This window comes from Serratia sp. PF-27, assembly GCF_030053255.1.
Classification (GTDB): Bacteria; Pseudomonadota; Gammaproteobacteria; order Enterobacterales; family Enterobacteriaceae; genus Serratia; species Serratia bockelmannii.
In genome coordinates this window covers 757,436-779,571 of sequence record NZ_JASGBT010000021.1, presented here as the reverse complement: position 1 = coordinate 779,571, position 22,136 = coordinate 757,436, and the positions used below count along the sequence as shown (strand labels likewise).

Here is a 22,136-nt window from a genome sequence, read left to right as displayed (position 1 = left end):
CGCTAGCGTAATGATGTAGACAGAGTTGTCTACACGCCTTCACTTAGGAGATAAACATGAGTATTAAACCCCCATTGCCGCCTTTTACCCGCGAATCCGCTATCGAGAAGGTGCGGCTGGCGGAGGATGCCTGGAATAGCCGCGATCCCGAACGTGTATCGCAGGTGTATTCCCTCGATACCCACTGGCGTAACCGCGCGGAATTTGTCGATGGGCGCGCGGCGGTGGTCGGCTTTTTGCAACGCAAGTGGGCGAAAGAACTGGAGTATCGGCTGATTAAGGAGCTGTGGGCGTTTGACGGCGCGCGCATCGCGGTGCGTTTTGCCTATGAATGGCGCGACGATTCCGGCAACTGGTATCGCAGCTTCGGCAATGAGAACTGGGAGTTCAATCAGGAGGGGCTGATGATCAACCGTCACGCCTGCATCAACGACATGCCGATCCGCGAACAGGATCGGCGTTTTCATTGGCCGCTCGGCCGGCGCCCGGACGATGTCCCGGCCCTGAGCGATTTCGGTTTTTGAATCTGATGGGATGCTGCGATGGCCTTTTGAGAGCAAAAGCGCACCGATCGACAAAGGGGAATTTGTAGAAAAGCCTTCCCGCTTCTAGACTTAGGGAACAACAAATGCACTCCAAGAGGACAAGCTATGACGAAGAAGTTGGTTTTGGCCGTCGGCACTGCGGCGGTATTCTCCATTCTTGCCGGTTGTACCACCTATGATCGCGCAGCCAGCTATGTCAATGAGCCGGTGGTCAGCGATGTCAAAGTAGGGATGACCAAGCAGCAGGTGCGGGCTATCGCGGGTCCACCGTCGACCACTGCCACACTGGTTCATGCGCAGGGCACCTGCGACACCTATGCGGTGGCGCCGCGCGACGGCAAGGTGCAAACCTACTTTGTCAGCTACAACGACACGGGCCATGTCATGAACAAGGGCTATCAAACCTGTTCAGACTACGATTCTCAGCCGAAATAATCGCGTTTCGGCCGACCAAAAAAGCCTCGCTTGCGCGGGGCTTTTCATTTTTTAAGCGTTTAAGGCCTGAAGTTTAGGCAACTGCACCGGTTGTGCCATTTTTTTGCATCAAAACGATAGACATTTCATAACGGTATCGCTAATATCAGCGCCCATTGGAAGGATGGCCGAGTGGTTTAAGGCAACGGTCTTGAAAACCGTCGAGTGTAACAGCTCCCAGAGTTCGAATCTCTGTCCTTCCGCCAAATTCAGCCGGCTTAGCTCAGTAGGTAGAGCAACTGACTTGTAATCAGTAGGTCACCAGTTCGATTCCGGTAGCCGGCACCATGACAGAGGCCCCAGCAGCGATGCTGGGGCTTTTTGTTATGGTATTGGTGCGCTAGAAAAGTGCACACTGCAGCAGCGCGCGCTTCGAATAGCATCGATATTAACATTAACCAACCGATAACCGGATGGGGGAGGCACGGCGTCAATCCCATTAGCCAAGGGCTGAACGTTTGCATATACTGGCGGAAATATAGCCGGTGGGCGAGTCCGGCTATCAGACAGGGTTCAAATATCAGTGACCAGCCACTGATCCGCTTCTTCGAACATCTCTTCCAACATTCGGTTCAGCTTCTCACGATCGCTTTTGCTGGCGTCGGAGTTCAGGCCGTTGGCCTGCATCGGCTTCACGCGCACCTCCGCCTCCGGGAACAGCACATGCACGCGTTTTTCCAGCTCGTTGCGAATAATCTCGGCGGCGTTGGGTAGCCCAGCGACGTTGCGCTTGTCGTACACTAATTCTACAAACATGACTCACCTGTAAACACTGATTTAATGTACAGTATTCTGGCCTGAGGAAGGCGGGTTGGCAAGAGGGGGGCGCAATTTTGCATAAGGCGTTTATTCTTACTTGCGCAGCGGGCTGCCAAGCCTGCCACTGAATCTTTTCTTTACGTCTGGCCAGTGGTCTGCATTTTCCTCGCTCACTTCGTGCGTGAATATTCAAAGGGCACGATTATCCTCCGCAACCTACATTTTTCTCCCTTACTAATCAGTATGTAAGGCGGTGGCGTCGGGCTGGGGGCTCCCTGGTGTTGGGGGCCCGACGCCACCTTTCTGGTCGCCGTTCTTGGCATAATATCGATCAATGCAGGTATGCGCCGGAACTCGGCGCTACGGGCGCTGACGCAGCTTCTTCGCGTTCTGACAGAGAAAAAATCCCGAGTGTTGGCCAATGGTCGCTCGATGAGCGATGAATAAAGCACTCATCTCATTTCCTTTAAAATTATCGAACCGGGATGCGATTTGCTCTCCAGGTTGGCTTCTGTGCGTTAAATTGCTGCGGGGTTAATGTTTAGCATTTTGGGTTTCTCCTGCGTCGGCTATGGCGTGAATGCGATGAAGATATCCCGGGCGTTGTAAAGCGCCTCTGATGTTTGATGAACGGGCATATGAGTTAGCCTGTGCAGACAGCATTTTTATAAGTAAATTGAATCATTTAAAAGGCAGCCAGTCATGTTCGGCAAGACCGGTGATTCACAATAAAATTATTATATTACAATGTATTGTATTTATATTTCGTATACCAAAGGCCCCGAGTCATTGTCATAGCCACCCTAGAAGTGGTTTAATGTTTTTAATTCACTTTAATGACACTAAAGTATAGGTTTAAAACATTATAATGCAACCAAACAACATTAAAATATCAGAAGAAAATGGTATGTCATTGAAAATGATAGGTGAAAACCTTACTTACCTCATGCGCATGCACGGGATTGACGCCAGTCGGTTGAGCAGCGAAACAGGGATAGGTATTGCCACGATCAATAATCTGAGGAAAGGCGTGGGGAATCCCACGATCTCTACGCTTGCGTCCATTGGTGAATTTTTCAGCGTAAAAGTAGGGGAGCTGACTGACAAGGATTTAAGCGTCACGGGAGAGGCCAAACACAATGTGAGATCGCTTCCACTCATTAGCTACAGCGATGTAGAACGTTTTCTGGCCAACACGATCAGAACGGCAGATACCTATACGACAGAAGTCGATGACATGACGGACGATTCGCTGTTTGTGGTAGAGATAACGAATAATTCACTGTCGCCTGAATTAGACCGTGGAACGTATTGTGTGATCTCGCTCAAGGAGCCATTTTGCGATGGCGATATCGTCCTGGTTAAGCTGAAAAATTACCCAATATGCTTAAGGCGAGTTTTTGTTTCCGACGGCGACTTGTTGTTTACAAACATCTCATTAGATTCAGATAGCAGTGTGAAGTCCTATAGCGATTATGCGATCGTCGGTGTTCTATTGAAAACGATAAAGAGGCTGAAATAAATGGACTTATTTAACATAATGAGAAGGTTAAGAAAAATATACTCTCCCAGTTACCTCTATACGTTAGATCGTAGTGTGATCCGAACGGCGGATGGATATTGGCTTTTCAAAGAGTTTGGCACCCATACTTTCGTGAAAAAAAACTGGGGGCAACTCATCGAGGGCGATTTTCTCAGGCATGTTAACCCGAAAGATATCGCTTTTATCGCCGAGACCGAATCTAAAATAAAAATCGCCTCGGCCAAACTGTCGATTCATGAAGAGAAACGAAACTGTATGTGGACGTTGAAAAACGATGTTGACTCGATATCAATATCAGGGGCGGATTTTCTAAGGGATCGCGATCTTGTCGACAAAACCGAGTCCTTGGATGCGACGAAAATAGCCTTCTATGCCGGGGTAAAGGAAGGCAGAGCACTCTCTGCCTCATTGAAAAATGCTAAGAAAAGCGACAGGTCTAAAAAAACAATACTGACGTTGATTAAATAAACCAGGGTTCGACGTGAATATGCTCATCGAACGTAATCACGCTGAAAGCCGAATTGTCTATGCTGCTGACACCGCTTGTGCCGTTCTTCCATTGCGAACAAATCGCCGGGGAAACAGAGACTAAGGTTTCCCCCAGCTTTCTTTGGAATAGCGTATGTGCATGGCCTGAGCCGATAAACTTAACGTTTAATCGTTGGCAGAGGCTCAAAAACTCCTCGGCATTGTTTAACATACAGCTATCAACAATCGGGGTGCCTACCGGAATAGGATGATGATGCAAGAAGACGGCGACCTTTTTATTGTCACTTGCGACGATGGCTTTTTCAAGCGTGTCGAGCGATTGCGTCGAGACCCTGCCGAAATCTTCGTTATCGACCACCGAGTCGATGCTGAGCATGCGCCATTCGTCATCTTCAAACGAGTTTATATCGTAGCTGCCGCCCTGTTTACGGGCTGTATCGTCCAGGTTCTTTTTGTTGTCGTGGTTGCCTGGGAAAAAATAGAAAGGTAAGGAAGTGCGGTTCATTATCTTAAAGAAGCGCTCATAAGAGGGGATATCGCCATCATGAGAGATGTCACCCGTCACAATGATTAAGTCGGCATTGATTTTATCGGCATTGGCATTAATGAAGTCAATGGCCCTGTCGAAATTAGCAAGATGCTTCGAAGCCAGCGCGCTTTCATTAGGCATAATATGTATGTCGCTAATCTGAATTACTTTCATGTGAGACCCTGTTGATATTACTTAAATGGATTGTATGAGGTGCCCCAATCATAATGATCGGTATTTTCTATCTTCTTCACCCACTCGACTAAGGCGATGGCGAGCGGCAGTAATACAATAGAGACGACAACTTTATAAGACCACGTCGTGCTTATGATGTTAACCAACTCCATGAAGGTGTATTTTCCTGAAAGACTGATCGGATAGGCTGTCAGCAACAGGGCGGCCTGTGTAGACATGGAGCCCACAATATATCGGATAAAGAAGTATTTGCCGGAGAAGATAATCTTCATCTTTGAAATAATAAAACCATTGACGAAATAAGCGACCGGAACGGACACCCAGGTGCCTATCATGACTCGCCAGAATTCATGGTATAAAGAATAATAGTGTGTGGCGATATCGTTGTTTTCTGGCTGAATAACGGCTGAGAGATTAAGTATTATGACATATAAGCTTTGGCAGAACACCATGATCCATATTGCTCTTACCGACAATTTATAGCCGTAAACCTCAGTCAGCAATGTGGATATCAAGAAACACAAGGAGAATACAATGCCGCTTGCCGTTATTTTAAAACCATAGATATCAAAGACCTTATAAACCAACGTGTCGCAGGTGATCATAATGGTCACCGTCAGGCCAACAAAAAGGCCATAGAGCTTGAGATTTCCTTGCATTTTTATTCCTTATTTAGTCCGTGTTCTTCTGTTATTCATAATCCATACTTATTTAAAACGTCAAACGGGCGGCCAGATAGTGGCGTAATGATGCTCGAGCCATGTTGCATGGTCATCATTTCTCTTTATTCAAGGCAACGCCCCTTCTTTCCCACACGGGGTTCCTGAAGGCGAAAGCGCTACGCTGGGTTTTGCGGAGAATGCTGATAGCCTGTTGGTTGAGAAAAGGTGATTCTACCGTAATTCATTAATATTTCTAATAAATATATTGCCTGGATCGCGCTGTGTCAATCAAGGAAAGAGGAATACGGGACGTTAGCTTGATGAGGGCTTTATGCATTCACTCCCGGGGCGTGGGCGGCAGAGCCTGCAGCTGAATCACCAATTCCGCCAGGCTAGCGGCCTGCATTTTCTCCATCACTTTCGCCCGGTGAACCTCTACGGTGCGCAGCGCGATATTCAGCCGCTCCGCCATTTCCCGATTCATCATGCCTCGCACCACCAACTGCGCGATGTCGCGTTCTTTCGGTGTGAGCGTATGGTAGCGGCCGCAAGTTTCATGGCGCTGCTGGGCTTTGGCCGAGACCTGCTGCGCCCGTTCGAGGGCGGCGATTAACGGTTCAGCGGCGATCGGTTTTTGCAGGAAGTCCACCGCCCCGTACTTCATCTGCTCCACCGCCATCGGCACGTCGCCATGGCCGGACAGGAACACCACCGCCAGCGTACTACCGCGGCGGCGCAGCTCAGCGTAGGCCTGGTGCCCATCGAGTTTCGGCATCCGCATGTCCAGCAAGACGATCCCGGTCTGAAACAGGTCGGCCCGCGCCAAAAAGTCGGCGCTGTCATTCCAGCACTGCACGTCGTGGCCGAGGCTGGTCAGCAAAAAATGGCAGGCGTCGGTGACGGCGGCGTCATCGTCCACCAGATGAATTAGCGACATGGTTTTCCTCATCGTTCAATATGAAATGCAGCGTTATGCACAGCCCATTGCGGCTGTCGGGGGCGGAGCGGTTAGCCAGGCGGATTTCGCCGCCGCCGTAGCGGGCCAGGCGCCGGCAAATGGCCAACCCCAGCCCCATGCCGCCGGCTTTGGTGGTGTTGAAGGGGCGAAAAGCCTGTTCCAGCCCGGCCGTTGTCATGCCGCCCGCGTTGTCCTGCAGATGCAACTCGATCGCCCGTTCGCTCTGGACGGCGGAAAGCCAGACGGCATTGGCTCCGGCCTGCGCCGCATTCAGCAGCAGGTTTGCCAGCAGCTGTTCCAGCAGCGCCGGCGGCAGGATTAGCGTCAGCGAAGGCGCCACGTTGTTGAACAGTTTCAGGTCGGGATAGCGCTGAGTCAGGCGCAGCAGCGTCCACACCCGCTCGGCGGTTTCGCTTACCGCCGCGGGTCGCCAGCGCGTTTGGTCTATCGCCTCAGCGGTGGGCTGCACCCACTGGCGCAGGTTATGAATCGTCTCGCCGCCACGCTGCGCCTGTCGGTCGATATTTTCCAGCGGCGTCAGCAGCGGGTGTTCGGCGTCCGTTTTGCGCAGTTGGATCAGGCATCCCTGCGCATAAAGGCGAATGGCCGCCAGCGGCTGGTTGAGCTCGTGCGCGAAGCCGGAGGCCATTTCCCCCAGCACGTTCAGCTGCCTGGCGTTCTCCAGCGCCTGCTCCTGCCGCCGCAGTTGCTCTCCGGCATGGATCAACTGCCGCCCGCGCCGGCGTACCAGCAGCGCGATCCAGATATGGTTGACGATCAACAGCGCCAGCACCGCCAGCGACAGGCCGACGGCCGTCTGATGCTGGATCAGCCAGCTCTTGATATCCAGCCACAGCCGCCGCTGTTCCGGGTGTTGATTGACGGCGCGCAGCAAGGCTTCCACCTCGCTGGTCGAGACCGGTGCGCCCCATTGAAAGGGAGACTGCGGAGGTGCGGTCAGCAAGGCTCTTGCCACCGCATCCACCAGTGAGTTATCCAGGCCGGGCAGGGCGGCGAACGACCAGTTGGGGTAAAGTGGCGTGCTGCTGACGCAGGGAACCGATGTGGGCCGTTGCAACAGCGGGCGAAAATCCGCCGGGTTGATCAGGCCTTCTCGATCCATTTTCTCCAGCAGGCAGACGGGGACGATGGCGGCCTGAATGGCGCGCTCGCGCAACAGATAGAGCAGGGCATCGGCAGGGAAACCGGTAAAGCGCAGGTGGAAATCGCGATCGGGCCGCATACCGGCATCGCTGAGCGCCTTATAGCCGGTCAGATAGCCGCCGAAGGCCTGCGGATCGATGGCGCCCACCGTTTTGCCCATCAGCGCCTGCGGCGTCGTGATGCCGCTGTCGCGCCGCACTAGAATCACGCTGCCGATGATGTTGCCCGTTGCCCGATCGCCGTTGGCGGCGCGCAACGATGCCAGCCAGCGCAGATGATAGCGGCTGTTCAACTGCACGAACTGCGCCGGATTAGTGACCACGAACTGCACGCTGCCCCGATTGACCGCTTCGCGCATCTGCGCCAGATCGAGCGGCTGCAGGCGGAAGCGCTCACCGCCGACACTGCCGTTGAGGCTGTCGATCAGCGGCTGCCAGTCACGCGCGGTCGCCGCATCGCCGCGCATCGCCAGCACGCCGACCGACCACTCTCCCGCCTGTGCCGCCATCCCCCAGCCGAGACTGAACAGCAGTAATAACACGACCCTCACAGCCCCTCCTGATGGGCAATTTGCCTGCCGCCACTTGTTTTAGATCAACGTTGGGGCCGGTATGTGGTTAACCACAATAGAGCGCCATCGATGCCATTTTTACACTGTAAATCATCGACATTGTTTATTCATCTAACAGGCATCAATAGCGTGATCGGGGTGATGCCCAGGGCGTGGGAGAGGCGCATGGACTTCAGTAAACGGCAGTTTTTGCAGCAGCTGGGCGTGTTGACGGCGGGGGCTTCGCTGATCCCCGTGGCGGAGGCCGGGCTGACGTTAGCGCCGACGCGGCGCGAGGGGGATGCGAGCCGCCGCTACGCGATGCTGATCGATCTGCGGCGTTGCGTCGGGTGCCAGGCCTGTACCGTGAGCTGCGCCATTGAAAACCAGACGCCGCACGGCGAGTTTCGCACCACGGTAAACCAGTACCAGGTCAGCCTCGAAGGTGAAGCGGTGGCGACCAACGTGCTGCTGCCCAGGCTGTGCAACCACTGCGACAACCCATCCTGCGTGCCGGTGTGCCCGGTACAGGCCACTTTCCAGCGTGAGGACGGGATCGTGGTGATCGACAACACGCGCTGCGTGGGGTGTGCCTATTGCGTGCAGGCCTGCCCGTACGATGCCCGCTTTATCAATCACGCCACCCAAACGGCGGACAAATGCACCTTCTGCGTGCATCGGCTGGAGGCGGGATTGTTGCCGGCGTGCGTGGAGTCGTGCGTGGGGGGAGCGCGGATCATCGGCGATATGCGCGATCCGCACAGCACGCTGAGCAAGATGCTGCGGCGCCACGAGGCCGAGATCAACGTCCTCAAGCCGGAGAACCAAACCGCGCCCCATGTGTTTTATCTGGGGCTGGATGACGCCTTCGTCACGCCGCTGCCGGGGCGGGCGCAGGTTGCCTTATGGGGGGAGGGACGATGAGTCGCCAACTGATGATCGCAGAAGTGCTGGGCCAACCGCAGGCGGTGAGCTGGCTGCCGTGGGCCGTGCAATATTTCTTCTTTATCGGCATCGCTGCCTGTGCTGCGCTGCTGGCCTGCGTGTGGCGCTGGCGCGGTGGAGAAAACGCCGCGCATCTGGAGCGCATGGCGCTGTTTATTGGGCTGACGTGCGCCATCACCGCACCGCTGGCGCTGACCGCCGACCTGCATCAAACCGCCCGCTTCTGGCATTTCTACGCCTACCCGACGCCCTGGTCGTGGATGCCGTGGGGCGCGCTGTTCTTGCCGCTCTTTACCCTGCTGATCGGCCTGTGGTTTCTCGCTCTCGAATTTGCGCGGCTGACGGGCAGGCCGGTTGCGCTGCTGCGTGGGATTGCGCCCGCCTGCGCGCTGGTGGCTATCGGCCTGCTGTTGTACACCGGGCGTGAGGTTTCCGTCGTGCGTGCCCGCCCCATTTGGTTCAGCTACGGATTTCCGATCGTGATGTTCCTCAGCGCGCTGCAGGCGCTCTTGGCCTTGCTGCTGCTGACATTGCGCGAACGGCCCGGTCTGCAGGCGCCGCTGGCGCGCGGGATGCTGCTGACGTTACTGCTGCTCGGCGGGACGATCCTGCTGTGGGTATGCGGCGATACGTTATCCGGCGCGGCGGTACGCCACTGGCTGCAGACGCAGGCGATGGCGCGCCGGTATGCCGTGGGATGGATTGCGCTGTGGGGGCTGACGCTGGCGTGCGCCGCTTGGGCCGGCTCTCGGCGCTTGCCGCGCGGCGGTACGACGCTGCTGGTGGCCGGCGCACTGGGGCTGAGTTGGCTGATGCGCTGGACGCTGTTGATCGAGGTGCAAACCATCCCGAAATACAACGCGACGTATTCCCCTTATAGCCTGCCGCTCGGCACCGATGGCTTGCTGGCGATCGTCGGCACTTTCGGGTTGTGGCTGGCGTTAATGATCATGGTGCGTGAAGCACAGGCGTTTTTACTGCGGAGAAAACAACATGGCTAAACTCACCCGGCGTCAGTGGTTGAAAGTGGGCCTGGCCTTCGGTGGATTGTCCGCCTTTGGCCTGAGCTATCGCGAGGTCGCCAAACGGGCGATAGACGGCTTGATTCACGGCACTTCAGGGCGGGTGACCCTGGATCGCATCAACGGCAACTCCCTGCCGCCCGAAGGGCGGGCAAGGCCGGAATGGCAAGGCAATCCGCAGCAGGCCATCTCGATGACCCAGTGTTTCGGCTGCTGGACGCAATGCGGCGTGCGGGTGCGGGTGGACAGGCAGACCGATCGGGTATTGCGCATTGCCGGCAACCCTTATCATCCGCTGTCTCAGGAACGGCACGTCGACTCGGCCTTGCCGCTGCAGGACGCGTTGGCGCAGCTGGGCGGCGAAAGCGGCCTCGACGCCCGTTCCACCGCCTGCGCGCGTGGCGCCACGCTGCTGGAAGGGCTTTACAGCCCGCTGCGCGTGCTGGAGCCGATGAAGCGCGTCGGCAAACGCGGCGAGGGCAAGTGGCAGCGCATCAGCTTTGAGCAGTTGATCGCTGAAGTGGTGGAAGGCGGCGATCTGTTCGGCGAGGGGCATGTGGAGGGCCTGCGGGCGATCCGCGATCTGGAGACGCCGATCGATGCCCGACAGCCGGGGCTGGGGCCGAAAGCCAATCAGCTGCTGGTGACCAACGCCGGTGACGATGGGCGCGACGGCTTCCTGCGGCGTTTCGCTCAGAACAGTTTCGGCAGCAAAAACTTCGGCGCGCACGGCGCTTACTGCGGGCTGGCCTACCGTGCCGGTTCCGGTGCGCTGATGAACGATCTGGACAAAAATCCGCACGTAAAACCCGACTGGGAACAGGTCGAATTCGCGCTGTTTATGGGGACCTCGCCGGCACAGTCCGGCAACCCGTTCAAGCGCCAGGCTCGGCAACTGGCCAGCGCCAGATTGCGCAGCGAGTTCCGTTATGCGGTAGTGGCGCCGGCGCTGCCACTGACCACCACATTGGCGGACGATCATGGCCATTGGATCCCGATATTGCCGGGCACCGACTCGGCGCTGGCGATGGCAATGATCCGTTGGGTCCTCGACCACCGGCGTTATCAGGCCGATTATCTCGCCATCCCGTCGGAGGTCGCCATGCAACGCGCCGGCGAGAAGAGCTGGACCAACGCCACGCATTTGGTGATCGCCGAGAGCGAGCATCCGCGGGCGGGGCAGCATCTGACGCTGGCCGATCTGAATGGCGCCGGGTCGGCGTCGCCGTTGGTGGTCAACGGCGCGGGGGAACTGGTGGCGGCCGAGGCGTGCGACAGCGCCGAGCTGTGGGTAAGCCGTACGGTGACGCTGCACGACGGCGTGCAGGTGGGGGTGAAAAGCGGCTTCCAGTGTTTGAAAGAGGCCGCCGACAAGCTGTCGCCGGAGGCGTACAGCCGGCAATGCGGCGTGCCGGTGGCACGCATCGCGGCACTGGCCGAGGCCTTTACCGCCCACGGGCGCAAGGCGGCGGTGATCGCCCATGGCGGGATGATGGCGGCAAACGGGTTTTACAATACCTGGTCGGTGATGATGCTTAACGTGCTGATCGGCAACCTGAGCCTGGCGGGAGGCGTGTTCGTCGGCGGCGGAAAATTCAACGGCTTCGCTGAGGGGCCGCGCTATAACCTGGTCGAGTTTCCCGGCCTGGTAAAACCGAAGGGCCTGAATATCGCGCGCAGCAAGGCCGCCTATGAAACCTCCGACGAGTACCGCGAAAAAGTGGCGGCGGGCGTTTCCCCCTGGCCGGCCAGGGCGCCCTGGTATCCGTTCGTCGCCGGGCAACTGACCGAGCTGCTGACATCGGCGTTGGCAGGGTATCCGTACGGGCTGAAAGCCTGGATCTCGAACATGACCAACCCCTTGTACGGTATCGCCGGGTTGCGTAGCGTGGCGGAGGAACGATTGAAAGATCCGGCGCGTTTGCCGCTGTTTATCGCTATCGATGCGTTTATCAACGAAACGACGGCGCTGGCCGACTATATCGTCCCGGACACCCATAACTTTGAGAGCTGGGGGTTCAGCGCCCCCTGGGGCGGCGTCGCCAGCAAGGCCACTACCGCGCGCTGGCCGATAGTGACGCCGGCGACCGCGAAAACGGCGCAAGGGCAGCCGATTTCCATGGAGGCGTTTTGCATCGCCGTCGCTAAACGCCTGGCGCTGCCGGGGTTCGGCGATCGCGCTATCGGCGACGGCCAGGGCGAGCTGCTGCCGCTCAACTGCGCCGAGGATTATTATCTGCGCGCCGCCGCCAACGTGGCGTTTGCCGGCAAGGCGCCGGTGCCGGCCGCGAGGGCGGACGAACTGACGCTGAGCGGTGTCGATCGCTTGTTGCCGCAGCTTGCGCAGACGCTGCGCGCCGATGAAATCGACCGCGTGGCGTTTATTTACAGCCGCGGCGGCCGGTTCGCCGTTCACGACAGCGGCCGCCGCGACGGCAGCGTGGGCAACCGCTGGGAGAAACCGCTGCAGATCTGGAATGCGGAAGTGGCGAAGCACCGGCATGCGATCACCGGTGAGCGTTTCAGCGGCTGCCCCACCTGCTATCCGGCGCGTTTGTCGGACGGCCGCGCGGTGGAAGCGCTCTACCCTGAGCAGCAGTGGCCACTGCGCCTGATGTCCTTCAAATCCAACGTGATGAGCAGCTCCACCGCGGTGATCCGGCGCCTGCACGACGTGAAACCGGTGAACCTGGTGGCGCTGAATCCGGCAGACGGGGCACGTTTCGGCATTCAACACGGCGACCGGGTACGTATCAGCACGCCGGGCGGCAGTCGAGAGGTGCGGATCAGTTTACTGGCAGGCGTGATGCCCGGCGTGATCGCGGTGGAACACGGCTACGGCCACCGGGAGATGGGGGCCAGTCAGCACTACCTGGACGGTGAACCGCTGGCGATGGATGAGCGCATTGCCGCCGGCATCAACCTCAACGATTTGGGCTTTGCCGATCCGACGCGTAAAGTGCCGAATACCTGGCTGGATTGGGTGACCGGAGCGGCGGTGCGTCAGGGGATCCCTGCGACCATCGTCAAGCTTTCCGCGTAGGCGCAGCCGTAAATCTGCTGTGGCTGCAGGTGGGGGTGTTAAGCCTGCGTCAGCAGCTGCAAAAAGCGGCTCAGCGCGGCAAAAGGCGGTTCGCTGTTGCGCCAGAAGACGCCCACGCTGCCTTTCTGCTCTATCTTCGGCAGATTCAGGATCGCCAGCTGCCCCTGGCTGGCATAACGCTGCGCCAGCCGTAGGGAAAGAATGGAGATCATATCGCTGCTTTGCAGCAGGTTGGTACTGACGTTCATGGATGCCGATTCAACCGTGTTTTCGGGCAGCATCACGCCGTTATCCGCCAGCGCATTATCAATGCTGAGGCGGATGGGCGTGCCGGTCGGCCAGACAATCCAGCGCCAGTGGGTGAGATCGCGCCAGGTGAGGGAGGCGGATTCCGCCAGCGGATGGTGAGGGCGGGCAACAAAGCATACCGGTTCGGTGTAGAGCACTTGATAGTTGAGCGGCAGTTGCAGCGCCCGCCCGCCAACGCGGCCCACGACGACGTCCACCGCGCCCGCGATCAGATCGTGCAGCAGCGGGGTCATCACCTTTTCCTCAATATTGAGATGCAGCGTTGGCATTTCCTGCAGCAGGCTCAATATGGCCTGCGAAACGCAGTCGGTGGCGACCGGCGAACAGCCGATTTTCAGGCTTCCCACCAGCCCGCCTTGCTTAAAGCGGGCGATTTCAGACTGCGAACGCTCGAGATCGTTGACCAAGCGCTGCGCATGCTGAAGCAGCAGTTTCCCCCCCTCGGAGGGGCGCAGCCCTTTGCTATGCCGCTCAAACAGCGTGATCCCAATCTCATCTTCGAGCTGTGACAACCATTTTGACAGAGCGGGTTGGGAGATGTTCATCATCCGGGCAACGTGGGTCAGATTTCCCTGCTCACCCAACGCCACCAACATTTGCAGATGGTGAAGTTTCATTTTCTGCGCCCAGTTCGCCATTTGCTATAACCCTCCGGTTATGTCTCTGCCTGAAAAGCCATTGTACATTTTATCGCTAAGGATACAAATTCGTAACATACCTAAAACAAGACAGACATCTCCCTACCTGCACCGAGGCGCTCACTATGACTCAACGGCGTGATTTACAAGCACTGATCGATGCTGCTCCCATCAGTAAGACGCAGTGGCGCGTTATCATCTGCTGCTTTTTGGTGGTGATGTTCGATGGTTTTGACACCGCCGCCATTGGTTTCATCGCACCCGACATCCGTACCCAATGGCAACTGACCGCCGGCGAACTGGCACCGCTGTTTGGCGCGGGGTTGTTGGGATTGACGGCGGGCGCACTGCTTTGCGGCCCGCTTTCTGACCGCTTTGGCCGCAAGCGCGTCATCGAACTTTGCGTGGCGCTGTTTGGCACGCTGAGCCTGATTTCGGCCTTCTCCCCCGATATGCCAACGCTGGTCATTTTACGTTTTCTCACCGGCCTGGGGTTGGGGGGCGCGATGCCGAACACCATCACGATGACCTCTGAATATCTGCCTGCTCGCCGCCGTGGTGCGCTGGTCACGCTGATGTTCTGCGGTTTCACGCTCGGTTCAGCCCTGGGCGGGATCGTCAGCGCCCAACTGGTGCCGGTGATGGGGTGGCACGGCATTTTGGTGCTCGGAGGCGTTTTGCCGCTGATGCTCTTTGTGGTGCTGCTGTTTGCCCTGCCGGAATCCCCGCGCTGGCAGGTCCGCCGCCAACTGCCGCGCAAGGTGATTGCCAAAACGGTCAGCGGCATCACCCGAGAGTGCGATGAAGAGACCCATTTTTACCTCAACGAAGCCGCTACAGCGGCCAAAGGGAGCATCAGCCCGCTGTTTGCCGGCCGCCAGCTGCGCATTACTCTCATGCTCTGGGCGGTTTTTTTTATGAGCCTGTTGATTATCTATCTGCTCTCCAGTTGGATGCCGACGCTGCTTAACCATCGCGGTATAGATCTGCAGCATGCCTCTTGGGTGACCGCCGCTTTCCAGATGGGCGGAACGCTGGGGGCGCTGGGGCTGGGCGCGTTGATGGACAAATACAATCCCTTCCGGGTGTTAGCGGCGAGCTACGCCCTGGGCGCCGCGTGTATCGTCATGATTGGTCTGAGCGAGAACGGCCTGTGGCTGATGGCGCTGGCCATCTTCGGCACCGGCATCGGCATCAGCGGTTCGCAGGTTGGGCTGAATGCCTTGACCGCCACGCTCTATCCGACACAAAGCCGGGCGACCGGCGTCAGCTGGTCCAATGCCATTGGCCGCTGCGGCGCGATTGTCGGCTCGCTTGCCGGCGGCGTGATGATGGCGATGAATTTCTCATTCGATACGCTATTTTTCATTATTGCCGTGCCGGCGGCGATCAGTACGGTGATGTTAATGCTGCTGACGGCTGTCGTTCGCCAGTCTGCCCCAGCCCCTGATACGTTGCCTCGCGCAGCGTCGTGAATGAAAAGGAGAATCCCTATGCCTGAACGCAATCAGGATGTTAATCCCAGCCGCCAGCAGTTCTACCGGCATATTTCCGGGCAGAACCTGACCCCATTGTGGGAGTCGCTGCACCATTTGGTGCCGCAAACGCCGAATGCAAACTGCGCTCCGGCTTACTGGAACTATCAGGCGATTCGCCCGCACCTGCTGGCCAGCGGCGAGTTGATTGGCGCCAAAGAGGCGGTTCGCCGCGTGCTGGTGCTGGAAAACCCGATGCTGCGCGGACAGTCCTCCATCACCCCGACGCTGTATGCCGGATTGCAGTTGATCATGCCGGGCGAAGTCGCGCCGAGCCATCGCCATAATCAGTCGGCATTGCGTTTTATCGTCGAGGGGAAAGGGGCATTTACCGCCGTTGACGGTGAACGTATGCAAATGCATGAAGGCGACTTCATTTTGACGCCGCAGTGGCGCTGGCACGATCACGGTAATCCCGGCGAGGAGCCGGTGGTATGGCTGGACGGGCTGGATCTGCCGCTGGTGAACCTGCTGGGTTGCGGTTTCGCGGAAGACTATCCGCAAGAGCAGCAGCCCGTGACGCGCCAGGAGGGGGATTATTTACCGCGCTATGCGGCCAATATGCTGCCGCTGCGCCATCAGAAAGGCAACTCATCGCCCATTTTCAACTACCGCTACGATCGCAGCCGGGAAGCGCTGCACGACCTCACCCGCATGGGGGACGCCGACGAGTGGGACGGCTACAAGATGCGCTACGCCAACCCGGTGACCGGCGGCTATCCCATGCCCTCGATGGGCGCCTTCCTGCAGCTGCTGCCGAAAGGCTTTTCCTCACGGAAGGCGCGCACCACGGATAGCACCATTTACCACGTGGTGGAAGGGCGCGGCCAGGTCAGCATCGGCAGCGAAACCCTTCACTTTTCGGCAAAAGATATCTTCGTGGCGCCGACCTGGTTCGACGTGTCGTTTCAGGCGGACGAAGACACCGTGTTATTCAGTTTCTCGGACAGGCCGGTTCAGGAAGCCCTGGGACTGTTCCGCGAAGCACGTTATTAATTTGGGAGAGACAAAATGACGCAATACGTATTTGCACCGCAAGCCCCCGTGACGGTTCCTGTTGTGGGGAGTGATAAACAGTTTCCCGTGCGCCGTGTCTACTGCGTCGGGCGTAACTATGCTGCGCATGCCCGCGAAATGGGCTTTGACCCGGATCGTGAGCCACCTTTTTTCTTCTGCAAGCCTGCCGATGCGGTGGTGCCGGTGGCGGCCGGCGAAACGCTGGCGTTGCCGTATCCGTCGCAAACCGACAACTATCACTACGAAATCGAACTGGTGGTGGCGATTGGCAAACGGGGGAGCGATATTCCGCTGGAAAAGGCGCATGAATACATTTGGGGATATGCCACAGGCCTGGACATGACCCGCCGCGATCGGCAGATGGACATGCGTCAGATGGGGCGCCCATGGGAAATCGGCAAGTCGTTCGATCTTTCTGCGCCCATCGCGCCATTGCATAAAGCCGGCGACAGCGCCGACGTGAACAACGCGCCTATCTGGCTGCAGGTCAACGGCAGCGATCGCCAGCGCAGCGACATCCGCCATCTGATCTGGTCGGTGAATGAAACCATCAGCTATCTGTCCGGCTTTTTTGAGCTGCAGCCCGGCGATCTGATTTTTACCGGGACGCCGGAGGGGGTGGGCGCGGTGGTGAAAGGCGATGTGATTACCGGCAATGTAGAGGGGCTAACCCCGATCGCCGTGAAGATTGTCTGAGCCGATTCAGAGGTGAATGATGAAGCTGTACAGTTTCTTTAATAGCTCAGCGTCCTACCGCGTGCGCATTGCGCTGGCGCTGAAAGGCCTCCATTACCAGACGGTGGGGGTCAATATTCGCATCGGGCAGCAGAATGAGCTGGCATATCGGCGAATGAACCCGGTCGGGCTGGTGCCGACGCTGCTCACGGACGACGGTGAGTCTCTCAGCCAGTCGCTGGCGATTATTGACTGGCTGGATCGCCATTTTCCTCAGTCGCCGCTGTTACCGACGGCCGACCCGGCGCGCAGCCGGATACTGGAAATCGTTTATGTTATTGCCTGCGATATTCATCCGGTAAATAACCTGCGGGTTTTACGCTACCTGAGTGAAGAGCTGAAGGTGAGTGAGGAAGAGAAAAAACGCTGGTATGCGCACTGGATCCGCCAAGGGCTGAGCGCCGTAGAACAGCTGTTGCTCCAGAGGCCGCCAGGACCCTTCTGCGTTGGCGATACCCCGACGTTGGCGGATTGCTGCCTGATCCCTCAGTGGGCGAATGCCCTGCGGATGGGGTGCGATCTGAGCGGGTATCCGCGCTGTAAGGCGGTTTACGACGCCTGTACTCAGCTCCCGGCGTTTATCGCCGCGGCGCCCGAAAACCAACAAGACAAAATCTCAGCCTGAGCCCGAAAGGAGGAAAACAATGGCTAAAGTGATGCGCGCAATTATCGTCGGGGGAGGCATTGGCGGCGCAGCGACTGCGCTCTCGCTGGCTCGCCAGGGCATTAAAGTGATGTTGTTGGAAAAGGCGCACGAGATTGGTGAGATTGGGGCGGGTATTCAGCTCGGCCCCAACGCCTTTTCCGCGCTGGATAGCCTGGGTGTGGGCGGCGTAGCGCGTCAGCGCGCCGTCTTTACCGATCACATTACCCTGATGGATGCGGTCAATGCCCAGGAGGTGGTGCATATTGAGACCGGGCAAGCATTTCGCGATCACTTTGGCGGTCCCTATGCGGTTATCCATCGGGCGGATATCCACGCCTCTGTTTGGGAAGCGGTATTGACCCATCCGGATGTGGAATACCGTACCTCAACGCAGGTGGCGGGTATCAGCCAAACGGTGGACGATGTGACGGTATTTGATGAGCAGGGCAATCGCTGGACGGCGGATATTCTGATCGGCTGCGATGGCGTGAGGTCGGTGGTGCGGCAGTACCTGCTGGGCGATGCGCCGCGGGTGACCGGACATGTGGTTTACCGCGCCGTGATTAATTGCGATGAGATGCCGGAGGATTTACGCATTAACGCGCCGGTACTGTGGGCGGGGCCGCATTGCCATCTGGTGCATTACCCGCTGCGCGGCGGGAAGCAGTATAACCTGGTGGTGACGTTCCATAGCCGTCAGCAGGAGGAATGGGGTGTGAAGGAGGGCAGTAAAGAGGAGGTACTTTCCTATTTTTCCGGTATTCACCCGCGTCCGCGCCAGATGCTGGATAAGCCGACCTCATGGCGCCGCTGGTCAACCGCCGATCGTGAACCGGTGGAGAAATGGGGCAACGACCGTATCACGCTGGTGGGAGACGCAGCGCACCCGGTGGCACAGTATATGGCGCAGGGAGCCTGCATGGCGCTGGAGGATGCGGTAACGCTGGGTAAAGCGCTGAAAGAGCATGGAGGGGATGCGGCAAAAGCGCTTGCCCTGTACGAGTCGGTACGTATTCCACGCACGGCGCGCATCGTCTGGTCAACCCGTGAGATGGGCCGTGTTTATCACGCCGCAGGCGTTGAGCGCCAGGTGCGTAATCTGTTATGGAAAGGCAAATCTCAGGCGGAATTTTATCGCGGAATGGAATGGCTGTACGGCTGGAAAGAAGAAAACTGCCTGCAGCCGCGCTGAAAGAGAGGCCCTGCCCAGACCTCCGCTAGCGCATGGGCCAAACCGGTGCGGCCTAATCCTCTCAATATGCAGACGAAAAAAAACCTGCTGTAACAGCAGGTTTTCTTAAATTTGGTCGGCATGAGAGGATTAAATAAAGTAATGTAATTAATTGATTTTAATGATCTTGTTTAAGTGTTATTTATCTGTGTATGCCTAAGCGTATGCCTAAACGTGAAAATCATCGCACCAGCGAAAAACTGTCCCGGACCCCAACGTTTCAAGCGATAATAGTACTACTGTAAGCTAAAATGATTAAAATCGCTTTTAGAAGGAAAGGGATGATGAAAAACTGGTCAACGGAACATACGAAAGAGATCAAATCTTGGCTCGACATTGATACTTACCGCAAATTCGAAAAGCTTACACTTATACGGTTCTATCATGAGCTATGGGCAAGGACGTTGTTCTTCAAAAGCTACAGAGAAAATTTTGAGAACAAAGCTCTTATGGGATACTTCTCGAAAATCTTTAGTGGGAATCCTTTTCTTATAGATGAGGAAAAACTTGGGTATATGACTCCCGAAAACAAGTTGTTTCAACCACCTCATCATCATGAAGGACATAGCATCTGAGGTGCGTTTCAGAGAAGCCCATTCGGGACATGTAATCATCAGCAATCTCTGACCACTGAGCATCTGTCAGCGCTTCGTTTTTTGGCAAGCGAAGCGAATTGTGCCAGACGGGTTTAGCAACATCCGGGCGAAGCGCTTTTGTGGTATTAAATTCAACTATCAGATCTTCAGCGGAGCTTCCATCCATGTTCCCGCCAATCACTATCGGATCTTTTTTATGATGAGAAGCTGGTTTTAATGCGTAAAGCACTACACCAGCGAAGCTCTTACCCCTGCGGATTTTTTGCATTCCCTTCATGGAAAGCTCTCCACAGGTCAGCGGTAATTAAATGCAAGCGAAGTTCTGAGACCTGACGTTTTACGGCGAAGAGTTCAGTTTGCGTCAGAGAGCTTTCATAGCTCTTGCTATCAAGATGAGCCACAAGCTTGTTTAGCTTCTGCGAAATCTCACCAAGGGTTTTCCAGGCTTCAATATTGATAGCTGGAACGACAGTAGGAAGTTTATTAAGTAAAGATAAGCGAAGCCACTCGCCTTTAGGATGACGGCAACGTCTCTCATTGAGAAGCGTTAGCTCTTCATCATTTAATCTTACACTGACGCAATGAGAACGAAGCTGGTTGTGTGTGAGCTTCTCTTCGTTAACGTTTCCATTATGGGAGTGCTTACTGAGAACGATCTTATTAAAAGTATTATTTTCGAACATATGAACTCCTTTTCATACAATTAAATAAAAGCATATTCCTTATGCTTAATTTATTTATATGATAGAAGCGAGTAATGTCAATGCCGTGTGTTGATTTTGCTTTTAATTTTTTTCAACCGAAGGGCGAAAAAACAAGGGGAACTCGAAGAAGCAGCGTAGCGCTTCGATGAGTTAGCCCTTGCTTACATACATTAAGCAATGAAAGAGTCTATTTTTATATTTATGTCATCAGGGAAGACTTCTTTAAACTTCCGAATTACATTGACCAAATATTTTTCGGGATCGTCGTAGTCTCCACTATATCTTCCTGATTTTGAATTTATAAAATATTGATCGTTCTTTATAAATAATTCGCCAGCGATTCTTGCCGGTTTAAATCCCGTTAACGTAGGGTGCCCATTGTTATTAATTTCCTTTCCTATGACTAATGTGCCTTCTTGCGTGATTGCCCATATTAAGAACGATTTTTTATTATTGTTCTCTAAATTTTTTGTCAAAGCGGAAAAAGTAAGATCTTGCCTGCCATAAAACGATTTACTACTTTTATTTTTATTTATTTTCTTACTATTAAACTCTTCTGGCTTGAGATAGCTTGGTGCTCTCAAAGTACCATAGAAATTATCGAGGTATGTAGAGTAATCATCATCGTCATTGCTTAATTTATTTAAAAATGAAATTAGGAAGCTTTTTTCTTCAAAGTTCGGAATGTCTTTGAGGATAAGTTCAAGAGTATCGTCATTTTTAGTTAATTGTAATAATATTTCTATTACGGCTTGAGATCTTATGTAATCCTTATAAATTATGCCGGAAACAGCATCTCCTTGAGGTATATCGGTGGCATCAAATAACACATCAAAGCAGTAAGCTTCATCCAGCTTGAATTCTACTATCCAATGATGTTTCGAATAGGCATGTGTTAGAAATTCGATTCTTTTGTTTTCGCAATAATCAATGCCAAACTTATCATTTCCCATTTTTTGGAAATTAAAATTCAAGACATCACTTCTAATTTCAGATATCTCTTTCAGTTTTATTGAGAAGGATAGTTGTAACGTTCTCTCAATATTATTTATTTTTAGTAAGGTTTCGAATAGGTATTTTATCAACTTTGCTGTAGTATAGGCATATTCACTTGATAGCCTAACTTTGCTTTTGGTTAATACAATTATAGAATCTGGAACCAACACTTCATGTGCTTTTTTCCATTTTTTTAAGTCATCCTTCTCTTGAAAAGTTAACCCCCATTCTGTCGTTTCTGTTATTTTGCTTTTCAAATATCTAGACCTTACAAAGGGACCTTGCCTATCATTATGAATGTATAAAGCTTTACCTTCATTGCTGTTGTAACCTAATATAGTTACTGCATGGTCATTCTTTCTAATGAAGGTTTTGTCATCTTTGACTTCATAAATAGTTCCTCGCAATATCAGTGGGATGTTGCTATTAATATGGGTTTCGACCAATTGGTGAAATTCTTCATCTGAAATTTCATCAACTTTAAATAGATGATGCTTGAATTTTTCGACATCTATAGATCTTAATAACTGTTTGTTTGTTAGTGATAAATTAGGAAAGCTGTTGTTCGAACCAGGTATATAATTTATTGCATTTATTGTTATTTCACTACACGATGGGATCGTGCTTAAATCTCGATGTTTCGACGCATGTAGCGCAGACCATAATGCAGTTGTAGCATAAGCTGATACTATCATATCTTGCTCTTGAAATGCCACTGAATCTACCGTCAGAGAAATACCGAATAAATCAACTGTATACTCTCTTAAAAGAGTTTTTTTAAAGGGGGACTGAATAAGGCTATCATATGGTCTAAGACACGTTTTTCCGATAAATGTTTTTGGTAGGGGTTT

The 22,136-nt window shown here is 54.8% G+C and carries 20 protein-coding genes, 2 tRNA genes and 2 pseudogenes; 15 read left to right on the top strand and 9 right to left on the bottom strand.

Going from position 1 to position 22,136, the window contains the following annotated elements; translation table 11 throughout:
* Positions 1-56 precede the first annotated feature (56 nt).
* The 4 genes from QMZ29_RS18725 (at position 57) to QMZ29_RS18710 (ending at position 1,307) form a co-directional block, all read left to right on the top strand.
* Positions 57-524: a nuclear transport factor 2 family protein gene (locus QMZ29_RS18725; RefSeq protein WP_025303631.1), complete on the top strand. Its 468-nt coding sequence runs from the start codon at positions 57-59 to the stop codon at positions 522-524.
* 126 nt (positions 525-650) lie between these two features.
* Entirely contained in the window at positions 651-980 is a 330-nt protein-coding gene (gene osmE, locus QMZ29_RS18720) for an osmotically-inducible lipoprotein OsmE (RefSeq protein ID WP_025303630.1), read from the top strand.
* A 157-nt stretch (positions 981-1,137) separates the two neighbouring features.
* Positions 1,138-1,225, top strand: a tRNA-Ser gene (locus tag QMZ29_RS18715).
* A gap of 6 nt (positions 1,226-1,231) precedes the next feature.
* Positions 1,232-1,307, top strand: a tRNA-Thr gene (locus QMZ29_RS18710).
* A gap of 225 nt (positions 1,308-1,532) precedes the next feature.
* Here QMZ29_RS18710 and QMZ29_RS18705 read toward each other — a convergent pair.
* Positions 1,533-1,775, bottom strand: a complete 243-nt coding sequence (locus QMZ29_RS18705) for a DinI family protein (protein ID WP_025303629.1) — start codon at positions 1,773-1,775, stop codon at positions 1,533-1,535.
* Between the two features lie 871 nt (positions 1,776-2,646).
* Here QMZ29_RS18705 and QMZ29_RS18700 point away from each other — a divergent pair.
* Positions 2,647-3,300, top strand: coding sequence for a helix-turn-helix domain-containing protein (locus tag QMZ29_RS18700; RefSeq protein ID WP_043136493.1), 654 nt, complete (start codon positions 2,647-2,649; stop codon positions 3,298-3,300).
* A complete protein-coding gene (locus QMZ29_RS18695; RefSeq protein ID WP_043136490.1) occupies positions 3,301-3,789 on the top strand; it encodes an ATP synthase subunit B family protein in 489 nt (162 codons plus the stop codon). It abuts the gene before it with no gap.
* Here the strand turns inward: QMZ29_RS18695 and QMZ29_RS18690 are convergent.
* From QMZ29_RS18690 to ttrS, 4 genes are all read right to left on the bottom strand, one after another.
* A complete protein-coding gene (locus QMZ29_RS18690; RefSeq protein WP_261426196.1) occupies positions 3,782-4,513 on the bottom strand; it encodes a metallophosphoesterase family protein in 732 nt (243 codons plus the stop codon). The two genes, QMZ29_RS18695 and QMZ29_RS18690, sit on opposite strands and share 8 nt — an antisense overlap.
* A 17-nt stretch (positions 4,514-4,530) precedes the next feature.
* Positions 4,531-5,193, bottom strand: coding sequence for a VUT family protein (locus QMZ29_RS18685; RefSeq protein WP_025303625.1), 663 nt, complete (start codon positions 5,191-5,193; stop codon positions 4,531-4,533).
* Between the two features lie 340 nt (positions 5,194-5,533).
* Complete coding sequence (ttrR, locus tag QMZ29_RS18680) at positions 5,534-6,133, bottom strand: tetrathionate respiration response regulator TtrR (RefSeq protein WP_261426197.1); 600 nt, start codon at positions 6,131-6,133, stop codon at positions 5,534-5,536.
* Positions 6,105-7,826 carry a tetrathionate respiration histidine kinase TtrS gene (ttrS, locus tag QMZ29_RS18675; RefSeq protein ID WP_261426208.1) on the bottom strand — a complete coding sequence of 574 codons (1,722 nt, stop codon included), beginning with the start codon at positions 7,824-7,826 and terminating at the stop codon, positions 6,105-6,107. Before ttrS ends, ttrR begins: the two co-directional genes overlap by 29 nt.
* A 228-nt stretch (positions 7,827-8,054) precedes the next feature.
* Here ttrS and ttrB point away from each other — a divergent pair, with 228 nt between their 5' ends.
* The 3 genes from ttrB to ttrA are packed head-to-tail and all read left to right on the top strand — an operon-like array spanning position 8,055 to position 12,878.
* Entirely contained in the window at positions 8,055-8,792 is a 738-nt protein-coding gene (ttrB, locus tag QMZ29_RS18670) for a tetrathionate reductase subunit TtrB (RefSeq protein WP_261426198.1), read from the top strand.
* On the top strand, positions 8,789-9,814 hold the full coding sequence (ttrC, locus tag QMZ29_RS18665) for a tetrathionate reductase subunit TtrC (protein ID WP_261426199.1): 1,026 nt from the start codon (positions 8,789-8,791) through the stop codon (positions 9,812-9,814). The genes ttrB and ttrC overlap by 4 nt, the downstream gene beginning before the upstream one ends.
* Positions 9,807-12,878: a tetrathionate reductase subunit TtrA gene (ttrA, locus tag QMZ29_RS18660; protein ID WP_261426200.1), complete on the top strand. Its 3,072-nt coding sequence runs from the start codon at positions 9,807-9,809 to the stop codon at positions 12,876-12,878. The genes ttrC and ttrA overlap by 8 nt, the downstream gene beginning before the upstream one ends.
* A 38-nt stretch (positions 12,879-12,916) precedes the next feature.
* Here the strand turns inward: ttrA and QMZ29_RS18655 are convergent, their stop codons facing one another.
* On the bottom strand, positions 12,917-13,825 hold the full coding sequence (locus tag QMZ29_RS18655) for a LysR family transcriptional regulator (protein ID WP_060433674.1): 909 nt from the start codon (positions 13,823-13,825) through the stop codon (positions 12,917-12,919).
* Between the two features lie 125 nt (positions 13,826-13,950).
* On the opposite strand from QMZ29_RS18655, the gene mhbT reads away from it, so the two are divergent.
* The 6 genes and pseudogenes from mhbT to QMZ29_RS18625 all read left to right on the top strand — a co-directional run.
* Positions 13,951-15,300 (top strand): 3-hydroxybenzoate transporter MhbT, encoded by a 1,350-nt coding sequence (gene mhbT / locus QMZ29_RS18650; protein ID WP_261426201.1) that lies wholly within the window; start codon positions 13,951-13,953, stop codon positions 15,298-15,300.
* An 18-nt stretch (positions 15,301-15,318) separates the two neighbouring features.
* A complete protein-coding gene (gene gtdA / locus QMZ29_RS18645) occupies positions 15,319-16,356 on the top strand; it encodes a gentisate 1,2-dioxygenase (protein ID WP_060433672.1) in 1,038 nt (345 codons plus the stop codon).
* Positions 16,357-16,371: 15 nt separating this feature from the next.
* Positions 16,372-17,073, top strand: coding sequence for a fumarylacetoacetate hydrolase family protein (locus QMZ29_RS18640; protein WP_025303616.1), 702 nt, complete (start codon positions 16,372-16,374; stop codon positions 17,071-17,073).
* Positions 17,074-17,092: 19 nt separating this feature from the next.
* Positions 17,093-17,737 (top strand): maleylacetoacetate isomerase, encoded by a 645-nt coding sequence (gene maiA / locus QMZ29_RS18635; protein ID WP_060433915.1) that lies wholly within the window; start codon positions 17,093-17,095, stop codon positions 17,735-17,737.
* Between the two features lie 19 nt (positions 17,738-17,756).
* Positions 17,757-18,950, top strand: a complete 1,194-nt coding sequence (locus QMZ29_RS18630) for a 3-hydroxybenzoate 6-monooxygenase (RefSeq protein ID WP_060433669.1) — start codon at positions 17,757-17,759, stop codon at positions 18,948-18,950.
* 323 nt (positions 18,951-19,273) lie between these two features.
* A pseudogene (locus QMZ29_RS18625) lies at positions 19,274-19,540 on the top strand (DUF6387 family protein); the annotation flags it as partial.
* Here QMZ29_RS18625 and QMZ29_RS18620 read toward each other — a convergent pair.
* The 3 genes and pseudogenes from QMZ29_RS18620 to QMZ29_RS18610 form a co-directional block, all read right to left on the bottom strand.
* Positions 19,539-19,862 (bottom strand): annotated as a pseudogene (locus tag QMZ29_RS18620) (relaxase/mobilization nuclease domain-containing protein); the annotation flags it as partial. The pseudogenes QMZ29_RS18625 and QMZ29_RS18620 overlap by 2 nt on opposite strands.
* Positions 19,831-20,268, bottom strand: a complete 438-nt coding sequence (locus QMZ29_RS18615) for a hypothetical protein (RefSeq protein ID WP_060433665.1) — start codon at positions 20,266-20,268, stop codon at positions 19,831-19,833. The gene QMZ29_RS18615 and the pseudogene QMZ29_RS18620, both read right to left, overlap by 32 nt.
* Positions 20,269-20,459: 191 nt before the next feature.
* On the bottom strand, positions 20,460-22,136 hold a 1,677-nt coding region (locus QMZ29_RS18610; protein WP_283225790.1), incomplete at its 5' end, for a hypothetical protein.